Consider the following 14,494-nt stretch of genomic DNA (forward strand, 5'->3'; position numbering starts at 1 on the left):
CCAGCACTCACAGAACGGAACCACCACATGACCGAGAACCGAGCAGGGCGAGGCACCTTCGGCAACCGCGGTGCCCGCGAGTACGCCGCCCCCGGCGACCAGCGCGACCAACACGTGCCCGCCGGAGCATGCGGTGCCGTCTTCGACCGCCCCGCCGCTCTCCGCGACGCCCGCTCACAGGTCCCCTGCACCCGGCCCAAGGGCCACACCGGCACCCACGAGAACGACCGCGGCATGTCCTGGGGCGCCCGCACCACCACAACACCCACCCGCCGCACTACCCCGAACAGGAGCACCCCCATGAACGTCACCCAGCTCAGGGCCCGCATGCGCCAGCTCGAAGCCACCCACATCAACCCCACGCCCACCCGGAGCGGGGCGCCGACGGCCGTCAGCCGCCCGGTCAACGGCCCCCTCGCCCAGGCCCGTCGCGCGGTCACCCTGGCCCGCAAGGTGCCCTACGGCGGGTTCCTCCCCAGCCAGGCCGACCGCGGCCTGCGCGACCTGGCCAACGCGGCCAGCGAACTCCTGCGGCTTGCCGACACCAAGTGGGGCAGTGGCGGGCCCAGCTGCCGGCAGACCCGCGTCTACCTCGCGAACCGCGTCGCCAGCCTCCGCTCAGTCTGGGCAGTCCCGAGCACCACGCCCCCCGCCTTCCGCCACGAGGACGTGCAGGAGATGGCGTCGGCCGTCAGCGACCTCCTCGAAGCCCTGGAGAGCCAGCACCGCGTCGACAGCCTCGCCCGCACGCGACTCACCGAGTCGGTGACCGCCGGGCCCGACCCCGTCCCGGCCCTGCACCCCTGGGGCTGAGGGACCAGGCGTAACGCTGGAGGGCTGGCCGCACGGTAGCGGCCAGCCCTTCGGCATGCCCGCACCGGCACCAGTGTGGCGGACGCCGACCCGATGCCACCCGTCTCGGAGGGGCCGCCATGGGAGAGGACCGTAGCCCCGTCGCCCGCGGGCACGGCCCACACCGGAGCCGCGGGCCTGGTGACACAGCGTCGCTGAGCGCTGCGAACGCAGCGTGAACAACGCTCGCGAACGCTCGTCGGCGCGGCTCCGATCATGATCAACAGGGGGAGAGTGGGTCCAAAGTCCGGCGTCTGCCCGGGCGACCCAAAAGCCCTTGTCGCCCGTTTTTTTGCGCGGCTTCGATTCAAGATCACTTCACGCGAACCGAGTTCGACCCATTTAGCGATGGTTACGCTGCGTTACGTCACCCTGCGTGAAGGGAAGTGATCACTGGCGCCCGAGTGGCGCGATCACGGTCGAGCTTGTCAAGCTCGGCGCCGACGATACCGCCCCTGGCCTCGGAGAACTAGCCCTAGACGTCGCCCGGTTCACGCTGGGAGCGGCCCTGCGGCCTCCAGGGCGGCGGCCTGCCGAGGCTACACGCAGTGACGGGCGGTCTCAACGGTCCAGCTGCCGCCGGCGCTGCGGCCCGCCGTGCCCGTCCCTGCGGTGGCCGGACGCGGGCCTGCCCCGAGCACGCTGGCTCGCTGCCACAGACCCCCCCTACGGCGAGGCTGGGTACGGTCCGTGCGGTGCGCGGGCGCCGCCGATCACCCTGGGGTGTCAGGACCCGACGGTGCCGGGGCCGTCATGCCCGATGTCAGGCTGCGTGACACCCGCTCCCGCCTAGGGGGATGGGTGTCACGGCTCGCCTGACGTCAGTCAGTGGAGCGCCCTCCGTAGAGGGGCCCCTCTACCCCGGTAGCGGGGCGGGTAGTGCCCTCCAGCCTGCGGAGTAGAGGGGGTAGAGGGGGTCCGGCCTGGGCCTACGAAACCCGAAACTGCGCAGGCCAGCCCCGACATCGGGGGCGAAACCGGTTTCGGCCGGAGGCGATACCGGCTCGCCTGCCGAACCCGGCCTGCAGCACGGTGTGCTCACGCCGTGCAGGCGGCGCTCCTGGCCTTCCGGTAGGCGTCGTGCAGGTGGTCGCGCGTCCCGCAGGAGACGCCGGCGTTGCGGCCCGTCTCGTCGACGGCCCGGCAGGACGCGCAGGCGGCCCCGTGCTCGAGGAGCCGCCGGTACGCGGTGTCCGGGTCCGGCTCGTCGCACGGCGGCGTGAGGCTGACGTAGTGGTCGCAGAGCGCGGCGAGGGACCGGGCGAGCTTGTGCGCGTACCGCAGGGCGGCGTCCTGCCCGGTGCCCGGTCCGGCCCGGAGCTTCCCGCCGGCCTCGCCGACGCAGGCGAGTGCGCAGTACCGGGGCACGTCGTCTTCGGGGAGCCGGGCGGCGAGCGCGGCGACGTCGGGGGCGAGGACGGCCAGGTGCCCGCGCAGCACGGCCGTGAGGGCGTCCAGTTCGGCGGGAGGCGGTGCGGCAGCGTCGGGGGCGAGCAGGAGCCGCACGGTCTCCCGCATCACGGTGACGTCGGGCGGGCAGGAGCCTGCCGCGGCTCTCGGCTGCGCGGTACGTTGCGCCATGTCGTCGCTCCCTGAAGCGGTGGCCGTGCCCCGGGGCCGTTCGCGCGGTCGCCGGGGCTTGTCGCGGTACACGCTGTCCGGATGCTGTGACGCTGCGCGACGACGGACGGGGCGTCATACCGGCGACACTCGGGGCGTCAATCCGGTGTCATTGTCGGTGTCAGAGGGCTACCGTCGATCACATGACGACGCCGAACAGCACCCTTCGGGCGGTCCGCATGGGGCTGCTCATGTCACAGGACGAGTTCGCCCGCGCGATCCGCGACGCGGGCCTGCGGGCCGGGCAGCGCAACGACGCTTCGAAGCGGCTCGTGCAGCGCTGGGAGAGCGGCGCCACGGCCGCCCCACGGCCGGTGTACGCGCGGGCCCTGGAGGTCGTGACGGGCATGCCCATTGAGACGCTCGGCTTCGCGGCTCCGGTGCCGCTCGCCCGCGTCTCCGACGACGGCGAGGGCGGCCACGACCTGGAGGACTCGCCCGTCGGCATCCCGACCGCGAGCAGCGGGCCCTCGGTGCAGCCGACCCCGGCCCGCGGGAACTACTCAGGCGTCTGGCTGTCCACCTACGAGTTCTACTCGTCGGGCCGCGGGGAGACGTTCACCGGGAAGCACTACGTCGTGCTGCTGCAGCACGGCAACCGGCTCAACGCCCGCAGCCTGCCCGGGGCGTCCCTCAACCCGGACAGTCCGCTCACCCTCGATCTGCAGCTGGACGGGAACACGGTCACGGGCACCTGGACGGAGCAGACGGCCGGGGACGGCTACTACCGGGGCGCCCGCTACTTCGGCGCGGTGCAGCTGCTCGTGGAGCCCACCGGCCGGCGCATGGCCGGGAAGTGGGTCGGCTTCGGCAAGGAGTTCGACGTGAACACCGGCCCGTGGGAGCTGAGGCTCATGGACACGTCGACGGCCAAGGCGACGCTGGAGCGGTACAGCCAGCCGCCGCAGTAGCGGCCAGCACGCTGACCAGCACCGATGCCCTACGGAAGAGGGGCGACGGTGGGGGAGGGGAGTGGTTGGGTGCGGTATGCACGCAACCGGGAAACGCTCCAGCCAGCGGCAGTGAGTGAGGCACCGGCCTGCCCGCCGACCGGCCTGCATGACCGCCCGAAGGCACCCGCGGTGACCACCTCACTGCCTCACTGAAATCGCCGTTCTCGCAGGCCAGCGGCAGTGACCCCGGCCAGTGAGGTGACCAGTGGAAAGTCACTGCCCCCACCGGCCGGTCACTGAGGGAGCCTCCCTCCTCTGAACACGACGACGGCCCCGGACTGCGGTCCGGGGCCGTCGTGCGTGGTTGTGTCCTACGGCAGGGCGCTGCCCGTCGCGGCGACGCGGGCCGCGATCGTGCGGCGGATTTCCTCGGCTGCCTCGTGCAGCACCAGGCGGGCCACGTCCTCGCGTGTCAGCCGGTAGGAGGCGGCGAGCAGGTTGAGGTCCCGACGCAGCTGCCCGTCGACGGCGAGGAGCATCTGCTGCTCGCTGTCCTCGTCGGCCGGCGTCTCCAGCGCGGCAAGGTCCCGGCGCACCGTGTCCTTGCTGACGCCGACCTCGGCTGCGATGTCGCGCAGGCTGCGGCCCTGCGTCTGCAGCTGTCGCACCCTCGCGCGACGCTGTCGCAGCCGCGTCTCAACGGCGCTCACGCTGCCACCTCCCACCGGTCGGCGTGCGCGAGCAGGACCGCGGCCATGGACCACGTCAGCCGGTTGTTCTTGCGGGTGTTGCAGCGCTGGCACGCCAGCACGAGGTTCGCGGGCAGGTTGCACGCCCACACGCTCTTCGGGATGTAGTGGTCGATGGTGGCGCCCTTGAGACCGTCAAACTGGCTGCGGCAGTAGAAGCAGCGCCGGCCGTCCCGCTCGGCGAGGTACAGGCGTGTCTCCCGCCATCCTGCCCGCGCCCGCTGGCCAGGATTGTGCTTCCGCACGAGACGCGTCGGCGACTGTCGCACCGTGTCTACCTGCGGCGCATCAAGTCGCATCAACGGCGCATCAGGTGTCGCATCTGCGGCGGTCGGGACGCTGCCGAGGACGGGCAGGACGCCCGCCAGGACGCTGAGGACGCCAAGGACGGCGGACGGCCCCCACGCGTCCCGAGCGTCCTGCGGCGCCTGCCGCATCAGGACGCGCATCATGACGCATCACCCGCCTCGAACGCTGCGACGCGGTCGGCGAGCCATCCGAGGCCGCGGCCCAGCGACACGAGTTCACCGGCCAGGCCGCGCACCTCGCGCGAGGACAGCTCGTGCGCCTCGCCGTCGATGCCGACCGCCAGACGCACCGCCGTGTCCGTCGCGAACGGCTTCTGCACGACCGTCGCCCGCAGCAGCGGCACCCGGCCGTGGCACGGCGTCGTCACGAGGAGCGGGACCTCCTCGCCCTCGTGCCAGATGTCCGACCGGTAGACGTCCTGGTCGTGCCGTCCGAGGCACCAGGACGGTTCCGGCAGCGTTACGTCCCCGTGGTCCAGGGTTCGGACCGTCACGGTGCGCCCGGCGCTCACGCGGCACCGCCCGTCGTCTCGGGGGCGAACAGCACCGGCATCGGCCAGTCGGCGACGTCGATGCCGTTCCAGCGGGCGAGCAGGCCACGCACGTGGAGCTGCCGCTCCATCGGGTCCTGGTCCGCGGGCACGTGCACCTCGGCGCCGCCGGCACCGAAGGCGATGCAGGCCGTCATGTGCGGGTGGGGCATGAGCAGCTGCTCGACGAGCCGCACCCTGCAGGCGGCGAGGACGTCGACGAGCGGGGCGCTGAGGAATGCCCAGCGGGAGAAGTCGAACGGCGCACGGCCGCTCGGCATCGTGTGGCTCATCGGTCCGTACCTCCCTCGGCGAGGGCGTCGGCGAGGCCGCGCAACTGGTCGGCGTAGGCGTCCAGGGCGGCGGCCAGCTCGTACAGGCCCACGCCGTCCAAGGCGAGACCGACGGTGGACACCGAGACGCGCGGAGTGCGGTCGGCCGGCACCGGGGCGAACGGCTGCTGCACCCTGGCCGCCTCAGTGATGTACCGGCCGCGGAACGCCAGGACGGCGTCAGGGCCGCGGTGCACGATGTCCTCGCGGTGAACGGGCCGGTGGTCGGCGTGGCCGACGCACCAGGACGGCTCCGTGAGGGTCACGGGCCCCTGGTCGGTGGTCTGCACCGTCGCGGTGCGTGCGGCGCTCACGCGGCCCGCCGCGAGGACTCGACGCCGAGAGCGGCAACGACCCTGGACGCGAGCCACTGCGCGGGGACGAACAGCGAGGAGACGCCGTCCAGGCGCGCGACGACGGGCGCCGTGACGTCGATGCCGTAGGCCGTCGCCATCGGCGGCGAGACGAATTCGAGGAGGAGCCCCCGCTGCCAGCACCAGGCGCGCAGAGCGGTCATGGCGCGGTGTTCGGCGGACGGGATGGACATTGCGACGTGGCTCATCGGTCCTGGCCTCCGTCCGAGGCCAGCGCGTCGGCGATGTCGCCCAGCGAGGCCAGACGGTCGGCGAAGGCGTGCATGTCCCGCGCGAGCTCCCGGGCCTGGTCCGGCCGCAGCTCTCCGATGGACGCGCCGTAGCTGACCCAGATGCGGGGGAAGAAGCCGAACGCCTGCCCCTCCCAGGGCTGCGCGACGAGCTGGGCGGCGAGGAACGGCGCGTCGGTGGGGTCATCGGCGTCGATGTCCTGCGTAGCCGTCTCGATCGGTTCGGCGGCGTACCAGCCCATGGTGTGGCTGTAGACAGGCGTTGTCTGCGCCTCAGAGAGCGCGGACTGTACGGTGTTGCGCATGGATCGGTCCCTTCACGGAGGGTCGATGCCTAGGCCCCGTGGTCGGTGGTAGGACACCGCCCGGGGCCGCCGCATGTGCGGCTGGCGTGACTCCAATGTAGGGCCGATTGAGTCGAAAAGCAACGCAGATGCGGAGTGATTGACGAGCGCGCAGTACACATGCCGTACATGCGACAGTGGGATAGTCGCGGATAGCGCGGGAGAGTCCGGGACGTATTTTCGCAGGTCAAGCCCACTGGTTGTCTAGTTCGCCCGGTCGGAGGGGTGCCCTTAAAGACCTCGTAATGCGTAGGTCTCGGGTTCGAATCCCGAAGGCGGCTCCAGTGAGGGCCAGGTCGGATGTTGTCCGGCCTGGTCTTCTTTTGTGTCCGGGGAGGCCGGGTCAGCCCGGCAGCAGGGACCGCAGTCGCCGCTTGTCCGGTTTGCCGACCGCGGTCAGGGGGATGGCGGGGACCAGGTGCACGGTCTCGGGGGCGTAGAGGTGCCCCTTGCGGGCGGTGACGAAGGCGCGGATCTCCTCGAGTGACGGCGTGTGTCCGCGCACGGGCACCACGGCGGCGTGGACGTGCTCCACCGATTCCTCGTCCCGGCTGCCGAAGACCGTGCACTGGGCGACGGAGGGGTGGTTCAGCAGCAGGGCCTCCAGCTCCGCCGGATAGACGTGGCCGCCGACGACCACGATCATCTCCTTGATCCGGTCCACGACGTAGAGATAGCCGTTCTCGTCGAGGTAGCCGACGTCCCCGGTGTGCACCCAGCCGTCGCGCAGTACCTCACGGGTCAGTTCGGGCTGCTTCCAGTAGCCGTGCATCGCGTAGGGCGAGCGCACCAGTACCTCGCCGGGCGTCCCGGGCTTCATGGGCGTGCCGTCGGTGTCCTGTACGAGGATCTCGACGCCGGGTACGGCCCGGCCGACCGTCGGGTGGCCCTCGCGGCCGGTCAGCTCCTGCTCGTCGGGGCCCGTTTCCGAGATGAGCTGAGCCTCGGCCTGACCGTACAGGCCGTACAGCACGGGGCCCAGGAGTCCGGCCGCCTGCCGCAGCCTGGTCGGTGCGGCGGTGGTGCCGCCGTAGGTGACGCGGCTCAGGCTGGAGAGGTCGGTGGCGGACAGGTCCGGGTGGTCCAGCAGCCGGTACAGCAGGGGCGGCAGCAACCAGGTGTGCGTGATGCGCTCGCGCTCGACCGTGGCCAGCACGTCCCCCGGCTCGAAGTCGTGCCGCAGGACGACCGATCCGCCCTCCAGGAGGGCCGTGTCGGCGAAGATCCCGGCGAGATGGGCGAGGGAGGTGCAGGCCAGGAAGCGGGGCGGGTCGCCGGCGCCGGTGAGCCTGCGTTCGAGGCTCCTTCGGTAGGAGCCGTGGCTCATCCGGATGCCCTTGGGAATCCCCGTGGTCCCGCCGGTGTAGCCGATGCGCCAGTCGTCGTCCGGACCCACCGGAGCGCGCGTCGGACGCATCGCGCGCGTCGGATGCCGGGCGGCCGCGGCCAGTACGTCCTCGGCGAAGTCGCTCGGGCCCAGGGACAGCACCGGAGGAACACCGGGCAGCGGCAGCAGCTCCCGTGCCACGTCGTGCCGCAGGTCGTCCACCAGCAGAAGGGCGCCGTCCACGCTCGCCAGGATGCGGGCCATGACCGACGTGCTCATGCCCTCGTAGAGCATGACCACCCGTGCACCGGTGAGGTTGGCGGCGTAGCGGGCGGCAAGGCCGTCGGCGCTGTTGCCGGTGAGCAGGCCGACCGTGTCGCCCCTGCCCACGCCGCGCCGCTCCAGTTCCCCGCCGAGCCGGCAGACCTGCTCCCGCAACGCCCCCGCGCTGATCACCGATCCATCGGCGGTCGTCAGGACCGGCCGGGACGGTGCGGCGGACAGGACGTCGAGGAGCGCCTCCGTGTAGGTGCTGAAACGCGTCTGCGTGGTGCCGTGTTGTCGGCTCATCGTCCGCCTTCCCTGGTCGCGTCCGTGGCTGCCTTCGACGTTAGGGGCGGGTTTCTCATGCCGTCCACGACCGGCTTCGCCATGTACTCATGACGCGTCGGGCATGAGCCGTTCCCCGGCCAGCCGGCGGAAGTCCAGGGCTGCGGGGGAGAGATAGGCGTCCCGGCGCCACACCAGGGTCAGCGTCCGGTGGCAGTCCGGGGCGTCCAGCCGCAGCCAGCCGACCGGGCAGTCCTCGCCGAGGACGCGGCGTGCGACGGCCGGCATCAGGCCGATGCCCACACCGGCCCCGACGAGTTCGGGAGTGGCCGCCGCCTCGTCGCCTTCGCAGACCACGCGCGGTGCCAGCCCCTCACGGGCGAAGAGCCGCTCCAGCAGGGCCCGTTGCCAGTGGCCGGGGCGGGTGCTGACGAAGTCCTCGTCGGCCAGCTCGGCCACCGCGACCCGCTCCCGGCCGGCCAGTCGATGCCCGACCGGTACGGCCAGCAGTACCTCCTCGCGGGCCAGTTCGGCAGAGCACACCTCGGGGCCGGTCAGCGGCTGGGAGGCGAGGGCGAAGTCCACCTCGCCCGAACGCAGATGCCGCCGCATCGAATCCACCGGGGCCTGGAAGAGACGCACCCCCACTCCCGGCCGGAGCTCGCGGAACGCGGACAGCACCCCGGCCAGCTGGAGCAGGGTCTCGGCGGCGACCGCGACCCGGCCGGGACCGCCGCGACCGGCGTCGGCCACCTCCCGCCGGGCGTCCTCGAGCTCCGCCAGCGCCCGCTCGACCCGGACCAGGAAGGCGGCACCGTGCTCGTTGAGACGAATGCGGCGGCCCCTGCGGTCGAAGAGCGGAGTGCCGAGTTCCGACTCCAGCCGGATGATGGTCCGGCTCACCGACGGCTGGGCCACCCGCAGTTCCTCCGCGGCCCGGCTGATGTGCTGGTGACGTGCGACGGACTGGAAGTAGCGAAGAGACAGCAGATCCATGTCGGTAGTCTCGTCCGGAGCAGTACCGGGCGGGGCGGGGCACCGCCACCGCGTCCGGGGTGTCCGGCCTCGACGGCGCGCCCCCTGCGCTCACTTCGCGTCCGCGTAGCACTCCACCACCGCCGTCGTGAACGGGAACCGCACCGGGGTCGCACCGAACGTCAGCCGCCCCGCCAGCTCCGCCGCGTCCCGGATCGCCGCGACGACGGTGGCGGCCTCCTCCTCGGGACAGTGCACGATCACCTCGTCGTGCTGGAAGAAGACCAGCTCGGCCGCCATGTCCGCGCAGGTCTGCCGCAGGGCCGCGAGCAGGAGCAGGGCCCAGTCGGCGGCGCTGCCCTGGACGACGAAGTTGCGGGCGAAGCGGCCCCGCGCGCGGGCGTTGGTGGAGGCGTACCCCGGCACCCACTCCTGGGCGCGGTCCCCGGCGTCGGCGGCCTCGTCCTGCGGCAGGCCCGCCTCCTCGGTGCCGTCGGCCGCGCCGGCCGCGGGCGGGCAGGTGCGCCCCAGCCAGGTGCGCACGAGCCGGCCCTCCTCGCCCGCGCGCGCCGCGTCGTCGACGTACGCCACAGCCCTGGGGAAGCGGCGTCTGAGCGCGGCGAGGTTCTTCAGGCCGTCGCCGGACGTCTGGCCGTAGACCGCTCCGAGCACGGCGAGCTTGGCCTGGTCGCGGTCGCCGGAGAAGGCGCGGTCGGAGACGGACTGGTAGAGGTCGGTCTCCCGGCCGGCCACCTCCATCAGGCCGGGGTCGCGGGAGATCGCCGCGAGCACGCGCGGCTCCATCTGGTCGGCGTCGGCGACGACCAGCCGCCAGCCCGGGTCGGCGACGACGGCCCGCCGGATCACCTTGGGGATCTGCAGCCCGCCCCCGCCGTTGGTCACCCAGCGTCCGGTCACGGTGCCGCCGGCCAGGAACTCGGGGCGGAAGCGGCCGTCGCGCACCCAGTCCTGGAGCCAGGACCAGCCGTGGGCGACCCAGATCCGGTACAGCTTCTTGTACTCGATCAGCGGTTTCACGGCCGGGTGGTCCAGCGACTCCAGCTCCCACCGGCGGGTGGAGCCGACCTTCACGCCCGCCTGCCCGAACGCCTTGACCACGTCCGCGGGCAGATCGGGCCGCACCCGGCGGCCGAACGCCGCCGACACCTCCTCCGCCAGCTCGGCCAGACGGCGCGGCTCGCCCCCGCCCGCATACCGCTCGCCCAGCAGGTCGTGCAGGACCTCGCGGTGGACGTCGGCCCGCCAGGGCAGCCCCGCGCGGTTCATCTCGGCGGCCACCAGCATCCCCGCCGACTCGGCCGCCGTCAGCAGCCGCAGCCGGTCGGGCAGGGCCGAGCGGTCGTGCCGGCGCTGCTGCTCGGCGTAGACGGCGAGCAGGTCGGACAGGGGAAGGTGGACGGCCTGGGGCTCGAACAGCGAGGACTGCGCGCCGGGCTCGGCGGAGCGCTGCGGCGGGTCGGGCGGTACGGGGCCGCCGCGCAGCCGGGCCAGGGCGGCCGCGGCCGAGCGGGGCTCCCCGTACCGCCCCTCGTGGCCGAGCAGGAGGGTCTCGGCGGCCTCCACGTCGTAGCACCGCTCCACCCGCACCCCCGCGGCGAGCAGGCGTGGCGCGGTCTCGGCGGTGGACCGCCACACCCAGCGCGCGACGTCCGGCCTGGCCCGGACGGCCTCGGCGAGACCGGGCTCCCGCCGCACGGGCCCGGTGGGCAGCCCGTCGGGGCCGAGGGGGGCGACCTCCACGCCACCGCCCTCGGCCACCGCGAGCGCCCACCTCTCGGCCATGTCGCGAGTGTCGCAGGCGGGACTGACAACGGCCGTCGGCCATGCCGTCGGCCATGCCGTCGGCCACGACCGTTGCGCACGACCGTTGCGCACGGCCGTCGGCCATGGCCGTTGCTCACGGCTGCCGCCCACGACCGCCGCCCAGGGCGCCGTCCACGGCTGCCGCCCAGGGCCGCCGTCCACGGCCGCCGCCCGGTGGCTCAGGCCTCTCCGGCAGCCTCTCCGGCCGCCCCGCCTTCCCCGCTCGCCCCCGCCTTCTCGGCCTTCTCGGTGAGGTGGATGAACTCCGCCACCGCGTCGACGACGTACCGCTCGGTCGCCTCCTTGTCGAGCCCGAGCCCGCTCAGCACGCCCTCGCCGTGCTCGTGCTCCAGCAGGGCGAGCAGGATGTGCTCCGTGCCGATGTAGTTGTGGCCGAGGCGCAGGGCCTCGCGGAAGGTGAGTTCGAGGACCTTCTTGGCCGCGGGGCCGTAGGGCACCAGCTCCGGGACCTCCGCGGCGGCCGGCGGGAGCGCCGCGGTCGCCGCCTCGTGGATCGCGTCCAGGGTCACGCCCTGCGCGGCGATCGCCTTGGCGGAGAGGCTCTCGCGCTCGGTGACCAGGCCGAGGACGAGGTGTTCGGGCAGGCCCTCGGCGTTGCCGGCGGTCTTGGCCGCGTTGTGGGCGGTCATCACGACGTTGCGCGCGCGGGGCGTGTAGCGGCTGAAGCCCTGGCCGGCGTCCAGGTCGGCCGATTCCTTGGTCACGAAGCGCTTCTGCGCCGCCTGGCGGGTGACCCCCATGCTCTTGCCGATGTCGGTCCAGGACGCGCCCGAACGTCGGGCCTGGTCCACGAAGTGGCCGATGAGGTGGTCGGCCACCTCGCCGAGGTGCTCGCCGGCGATGACGGCGTCCTGGAGCTGTTCCAACGGCTCCGGATGCACCTTCTTGATCGCGGTGATGAGTTCGTCGAGGCGTACGGATGACGTGATGCTCGGGTTCGTCGTCATGTGTCAACCGTAGGTTGCGCCCTCTGGGCTGTCAACCGATGGTTGACAGTCGATGTGTGTCCCCGGAGTCGTGGCACCATCGCCGGGTGAGTACGCCCCGCACCGTCGACCGTGCCTTCGAGACCGCCCTGTACGACACCGCCGACGACGCCCTCGACACCGCGGCCTCGCTGCTCGCGGCCGATCCGGCGGCGGACGCGGAACTGGCCCGGCGCGGTCGGGAGTTCGTGGCCACGGCCTGGCGGCGCGGCTGGCAGCCCGCCGACCTCGTACGGATCGTGCGCCGCGAACTGGACGATGTCCACGTACGGCTGGTGGCCGCGCTGATCCTCGCCCAGGCGCCCGACGACCGTGCGCGCGGTCCGCGCTGGGCCGCGCAGCTCGACGACCTGCCGGGCGGGGACGGGGCGGCGCCGCCCCGCACCGACCGCTTCTCGCACGCCACCGCCGTACTGGAGCTGTACCGCCTGCTGCTGCGGCTGCCCGGTCTGGAGCCGCTGGAGGCGGGGGAGGGCCCGCGCGGGGGCCGGGGGAACCGGCCGGAGTCCCGTGCCCTCGCCCGCATCCGCGCGCTGCTCGCCAAGGCGGAGGCGACCGGGTACCCGGAGGAGGCGGAGGCGCTGAGCGCGAAGGCGCAGGAGCTGATGGCACGGCACAGCGTCGACGAGGCACTGCTGGCCGCGCAGGCGCACGGCCACGCGTCCTCGCCCGACACGCCGGGGGCCTGCCGGATCGGGGTGGAGCCGCCCTACGAGCAGGCCAAGGCCGTGCTGCTGGACGCGGTGGCGGACGCCAACCACTGCGGGGCCGTGTGGAACGAGCCCTTCGGCTTCTCCACAGTCGTCGGTTTCGAGGCCGACCTGGAGGCGGTCGAACTCCTCTACACCTCCCTGCTGGTGCAGGCCGAGGCCGCGATGACGAAGGCGGAGGCCGGTCAGCGGGCCGGCGGGCGCAAGCGCACCAAGACCTTCCGGCAGTCGTTCCTCGCCGCCTACGCCCACCGCGCGGGCACCAGGCTGCGGGCCGCGGCGCAGGCAGCCACGCGAGCGGCCACGGAAGCGGCGACGGAAGCGGCCACGACGGGGGCGTCGGGGCCCGCGGACGCGGACCTCCTGCCGGTGCTCGCCTCCCGCGAGGCCGCGGTCACCGACCGGATGGAGCGCATGTTCCCGCAGACCACCACCACCCGTCTGCGCGGCGCCGCGGACGCGGCCGGCTGGACGGAGGGCACCCGCGCGGCCGACGCCGCCCGGGTCGGCCGCCAACGGCCGCTGGAGCGGACGCGGCGACCTGAGCCGCGCTCAGGATCCGATGCCGGCGGTCGGCAGTCCCGGCGGCAGTGAGCCGCCCTCCGACCTGGTGTACGTCTCCTTGCCCAGCGCGCCCTCCCAGGCCACCGTGAGCGAGGTGGCGCCGACCGCGCCGACCTTGCCGGTCGCGCGGTCGGCGCTGCCGTCGGCGCACTTGAGGCGGATCGTCCGGGTGCCGGAGGTCTCCTCCGTCGTACCGCTGCACACGGTCCCGCCGGTCGCGAACAGGGCCGCCTTGTCACCGGTGACCATCAGGGCGACCGCCTGGCCGTCGGTGGTCGCCAGCCAGCTGCCCTCCAGCTCGCCCGCGGCACCGGCGGACGGCGATCCGCCCGCGTCGCCGCCCGGGTCCGTGCTCGCGGACGCGCCGGGCGCCGCCGAGGACTTGTCGCCACCCGATCCCTCACCCGAACCGCCGCCGTCGGAGTCACCGCCGTCGGTGCACGCGGTCAGGGCCAGCCCCCCCACCAGCCCGAGGCTCAGCGCCGCGACCCGCACGGACCGCCGCGTCCGCCGTGACCGCCGGAACGCGACCCCGCCGGACCGGACATCCGTGCCCGGCGCCGTCGCCGACGCCGTACCCGCTGCAACCCCCGTACGCCACGCACCCGACGTGCTCTCCGCGCTCGCCGTGTTCTCCGTGCTCGCCGTGTTCCCCGCAGTCACCCACGTCACCGGAAGCTCCAAGCTGTAGCCGGACGGCCGTTCGGCCCCGAACAGCCGCAAGCTACCAGGACGACTTGCGGACCCCGGGAAGATGCCCGGCGTGCGCCTGCTCGCGCAGATTGACCCGGGAGAGTCCGAAGACCCGGACGTATCCGCGCGGGCGCCCGTCGATCTGATCGCGGTTGCGCACCCGCGTGGGGCTCGCGTCGCGCGGCTGCCTGCGCAGTTCCCGCTGGGCGGCGAGCCGTTCGGCCTCCGTCGACGAGGGCCGGCGGAGGACCTCCTTCAGCTCGGCCCGGCGTGCCGCGTACCGCGCGACGATCTCCCGGCGCTGCTCGTTCTTCGCGATCTTGCTCTTCTTCGCCATCAGATCCTCACCCCGCGGGCACGGATGCGCGCCACGGCCGCCTCGACGCCGATGGAGTCGACCGTCCTGATCCCCTTCGTGCTCAGCCGCAGCCGCACGTGCCGGTTCTCGCTCGGCAGCCAGTAGCGCTTGGTCTGGATGTTGGGGTCGAAGCGGCGCGAAGTGCGCCGGTGGGAGTGGGAGATGCGGTTGCCGAAGCCGGGCCGGGCCCCGGTCAGCATGCAGTGGGCGGACACGGTGACGTACCTCTCCTCCGGACCGGACGGGTCCTAGCTG

At 73.2% G+C, this 14,494-nt stretch carries 19 protein-coding genes; 4 read left to right on the plus strand and 15 right to left on the minus strand.

The window, feature by feature from the left end:
* Positions 1-27: 27 nt before the first annotated feature.
* Positions 28-813: a hypothetical protein gene (locus tag R2E43_RS20935; protein WP_332056462.1), complete on the plus strand. Its 786-nt coding sequence runs from the start codon at positions 28-30 to the stop codon at positions 811-813.
* 1,077 nt (positions 814-1,890) lie between these two features.
* Here the strand turns inward: R2E43_RS20935 and R2E43_RS20940 are convergent.
* Entirely contained in the window at positions 1,891-2,433 is a 543-nt protein-coding gene (locus tag R2E43_RS20940; RefSeq protein WP_332056463.1) for a DUF6415 family natural product biosynthesis protein, read from the minus strand.
* 182 nt (positions 2,434-2,615) lie between these two features.
* On the opposite strand from R2E43_RS20940, the gene R2E43_RS20945 reads away from it, so the two are divergent.
* Positions 2,616-3,383, plus strand: coding sequence for a helix-turn-helix domain-containing protein (locus R2E43_RS20945; RefSeq protein ID WP_332056464.1), 768 nt, complete (start codon positions 2,616-2,618; stop codon positions 3,381-3,383).
* A 353-nt stretch (positions 3,384-3,736) separates the two neighbouring features.
* Here R2E43_RS20945 and R2E43_RS20950 read toward each other — a convergent pair whose 3' ends face one another.
* The 11 genes from R2E43_RS20950 to R2E43_RS21000 form a co-directional block, all read right to left on the minus strand.
* Positions 3,737-4,075: a DeoR family transcriptional regulator gene (locus R2E43_RS20950; RefSeq protein WP_332056465.1), complete on the minus strand. Its 339-nt coding sequence runs from the start codon at positions 4,073-4,075 to the stop codon at positions 3,737-3,739.
* Positions 4,072-4,566, minus strand: a complete 495-nt coding sequence (locus R2E43_RS20955; RefSeq protein ID WP_332056466.1) for an HNH endonuclease — start codon at positions 4,564-4,566, stop codon at positions 4,072-4,074. The genes R2E43_RS20950 and R2E43_RS20955 overlap by 4 nt, the downstream gene beginning before the upstream one ends.
* Positions 4,563-4,916 carry a DUF6907 domain-containing protein gene (locus R2E43_RS20960; RefSeq protein ID WP_332056467.1) on the minus strand — a complete coding sequence of 118 codons (354 nt, stop codon included), beginning with the start codon at positions 4,914-4,916 and terminating at the stop codon, positions 4,563-4,565. The genes R2E43_RS20955 and R2E43_RS20960 overlap by 4 nt, the downstream gene beginning before the upstream one ends.
* Positions 4,917-4,930: 14 nt before the next feature.
* Entirely contained in the window at positions 4,931-5,245 is a 315-nt protein-coding gene (locus R2E43_RS20965) for a hypothetical protein (protein WP_332056468.1), read from the minus strand.
* Positions 5,242-5,598 carry a DUF6907 domain-containing protein gene (locus R2E43_RS20970; protein ID WP_332056469.1) on the minus strand — a complete coding sequence of 119 codons (357 nt, stop codon included), beginning with the start codon at positions 5,596-5,598 and terminating at the stop codon, positions 5,242-5,244. The genes R2E43_RS20965 and R2E43_RS20970 overlap by 4 nt, the downstream gene beginning before the upstream one ends.
* Positions 5,595-5,846: a hypothetical protein gene (locus R2E43_RS20975; protein WP_332056470.1), complete on the minus strand. Its 252-nt coding sequence runs from the start codon at positions 5,844-5,846 to the stop codon at positions 5,595-5,597. The genes R2E43_RS20970 and R2E43_RS20975 overlap by 4 nt, the downstream gene beginning before the upstream one ends.
* Entirely contained in the window at positions 5,843-6,193 is a 351-nt protein-coding gene (locus R2E43_RS20980; protein ID WP_332056471.1) for a DUF6907 domain-containing protein, read from the minus strand. Before R2E43_RS20980 ends, R2E43_RS20975 begins: the two co-directional genes overlap by 4 nt.
* A 382-nt stretch (positions 6,194-6,575) precedes the next feature.
* Complete coding sequence (locus R2E43_RS20985) at positions 6,576-8,129, minus strand: AMP-binding protein (protein ID WP_106518188.1); 1,554 nt, start codon at positions 8,127-8,129, stop codon at positions 6,576-6,578.
* Between the two features lie 87 nt (positions 8,130-8,216).
* A complete protein-coding gene (locus tag R2E43_RS20990) occupies positions 8,217-9,104 on the minus strand; it encodes a LysR family transcriptional regulator (RefSeq protein WP_189283103.1) in 888 nt (295 codons plus the stop codon).
* 90 nt (positions 9,105-9,194) lie between these two features.
* Complete coding sequence (locus R2E43_RS20995) at positions 9,195-10,886, minus strand: bifunctional 3'-5' exonuclease/DNA polymerase (protein ID WP_030867782.1); 1,692 nt, start codon at positions 10,884-10,886, stop codon at positions 9,195-9,197.
* A gap of 200 nt (positions 10,887-11,086) precedes the next feature.
* Positions 11,087-11,875: a Clp protease N-terminal domain-containing protein gene (locus R2E43_RS21000; RefSeq protein WP_016326547.1), complete on the minus strand. Its 789-nt coding sequence runs from the start codon at positions 11,873-11,875 to the stop codon at positions 11,087-11,089.
* Between the two features lie 86 nt (positions 11,876-11,961).
* Here R2E43_RS21000 and R2E43_RS21005 point away from each other — a divergent pair, with 86 nt between their 5' ends.
* The gene (locus R2E43_RS21005; protein ID WP_093456409.1) at positions 11,962-13,218 is read left to right on the plus strand and encodes a DUF2786 domain-containing protein; all 1,257 of its coding nucleotides are present in this window, start codon (positions 11,962-11,964) and stop codon (positions 13,216-13,218) included.
* Here the strand turns inward: R2E43_RS21005 and R2E43_RS21010 are convergent.
* Positions 13,177-13,656: a hypothetical protein gene (locus R2E43_RS21010; protein ID WP_408649142.1), complete on the minus strand. Its 480-nt coding sequence runs from the start codon at positions 13,654-13,656 to the stop codon at positions 13,177-13,179. The two genes, R2E43_RS21005 and R2E43_RS21010, sit on opposite strands and share 42 nt — an antisense overlap.
* Before the next feature lie 82 nt (positions 13,657-13,738).
* Between R2E43_RS21010 and R2E43_RS21015 the strand changes: the two genes are divergently transcribed.
* Positions 13,739-13,879: a hypothetical protein gene (locus tag R2E43_RS21015; RefSeq protein WP_166680948.1), complete on the plus strand. Its 141-nt coding sequence runs from the start codon at positions 13,739-13,741 to the stop codon at positions 13,877-13,879.
* Positions 13,880-13,912: 33 nt separating this feature from the next.
* Here the strand turns inward: R2E43_RS21015 and rpsN are convergent, their stop codons facing one another.
* Both rpsN and rpmB read right to left on the minus strand, forming a co-directional pair.
* The gene (rpsN, locus tag R2E43_RS21020; RefSeq protein WP_332056473.1) at positions 13,913-14,218 is read right to left on the minus strand and encodes a 30S ribosomal protein S14; all 306 of its coding nucleotides are present in this window, start codon (positions 14,216-14,218) and stop codon (positions 13,913-13,915) included.
* A complete protein-coding gene (gene rpmB, locus R2E43_RS21025; RefSeq protein ID WP_011028971.1) occupies positions 14,218-14,454 on the minus strand; it encodes a 50S ribosomal protein L28 in 237 nt (78 codons plus the stop codon). The genes rpsN and rpmB overlap by 1 nt, the downstream gene beginning before the upstream one ends.
* Positions 14,455-14,494: the final 40 nt, after the last annotated feature.

This window comes from Streptomyces violaceoruber (genome assembly GCF_033406955.1).
In the GTDB taxonomy this organism is placed as follows: Bacteria; Actinomycetota; Actinomycetes; order Streptomycetales; family Streptomycetaceae; genus Streptomyces; species Streptomyces violaceoruber.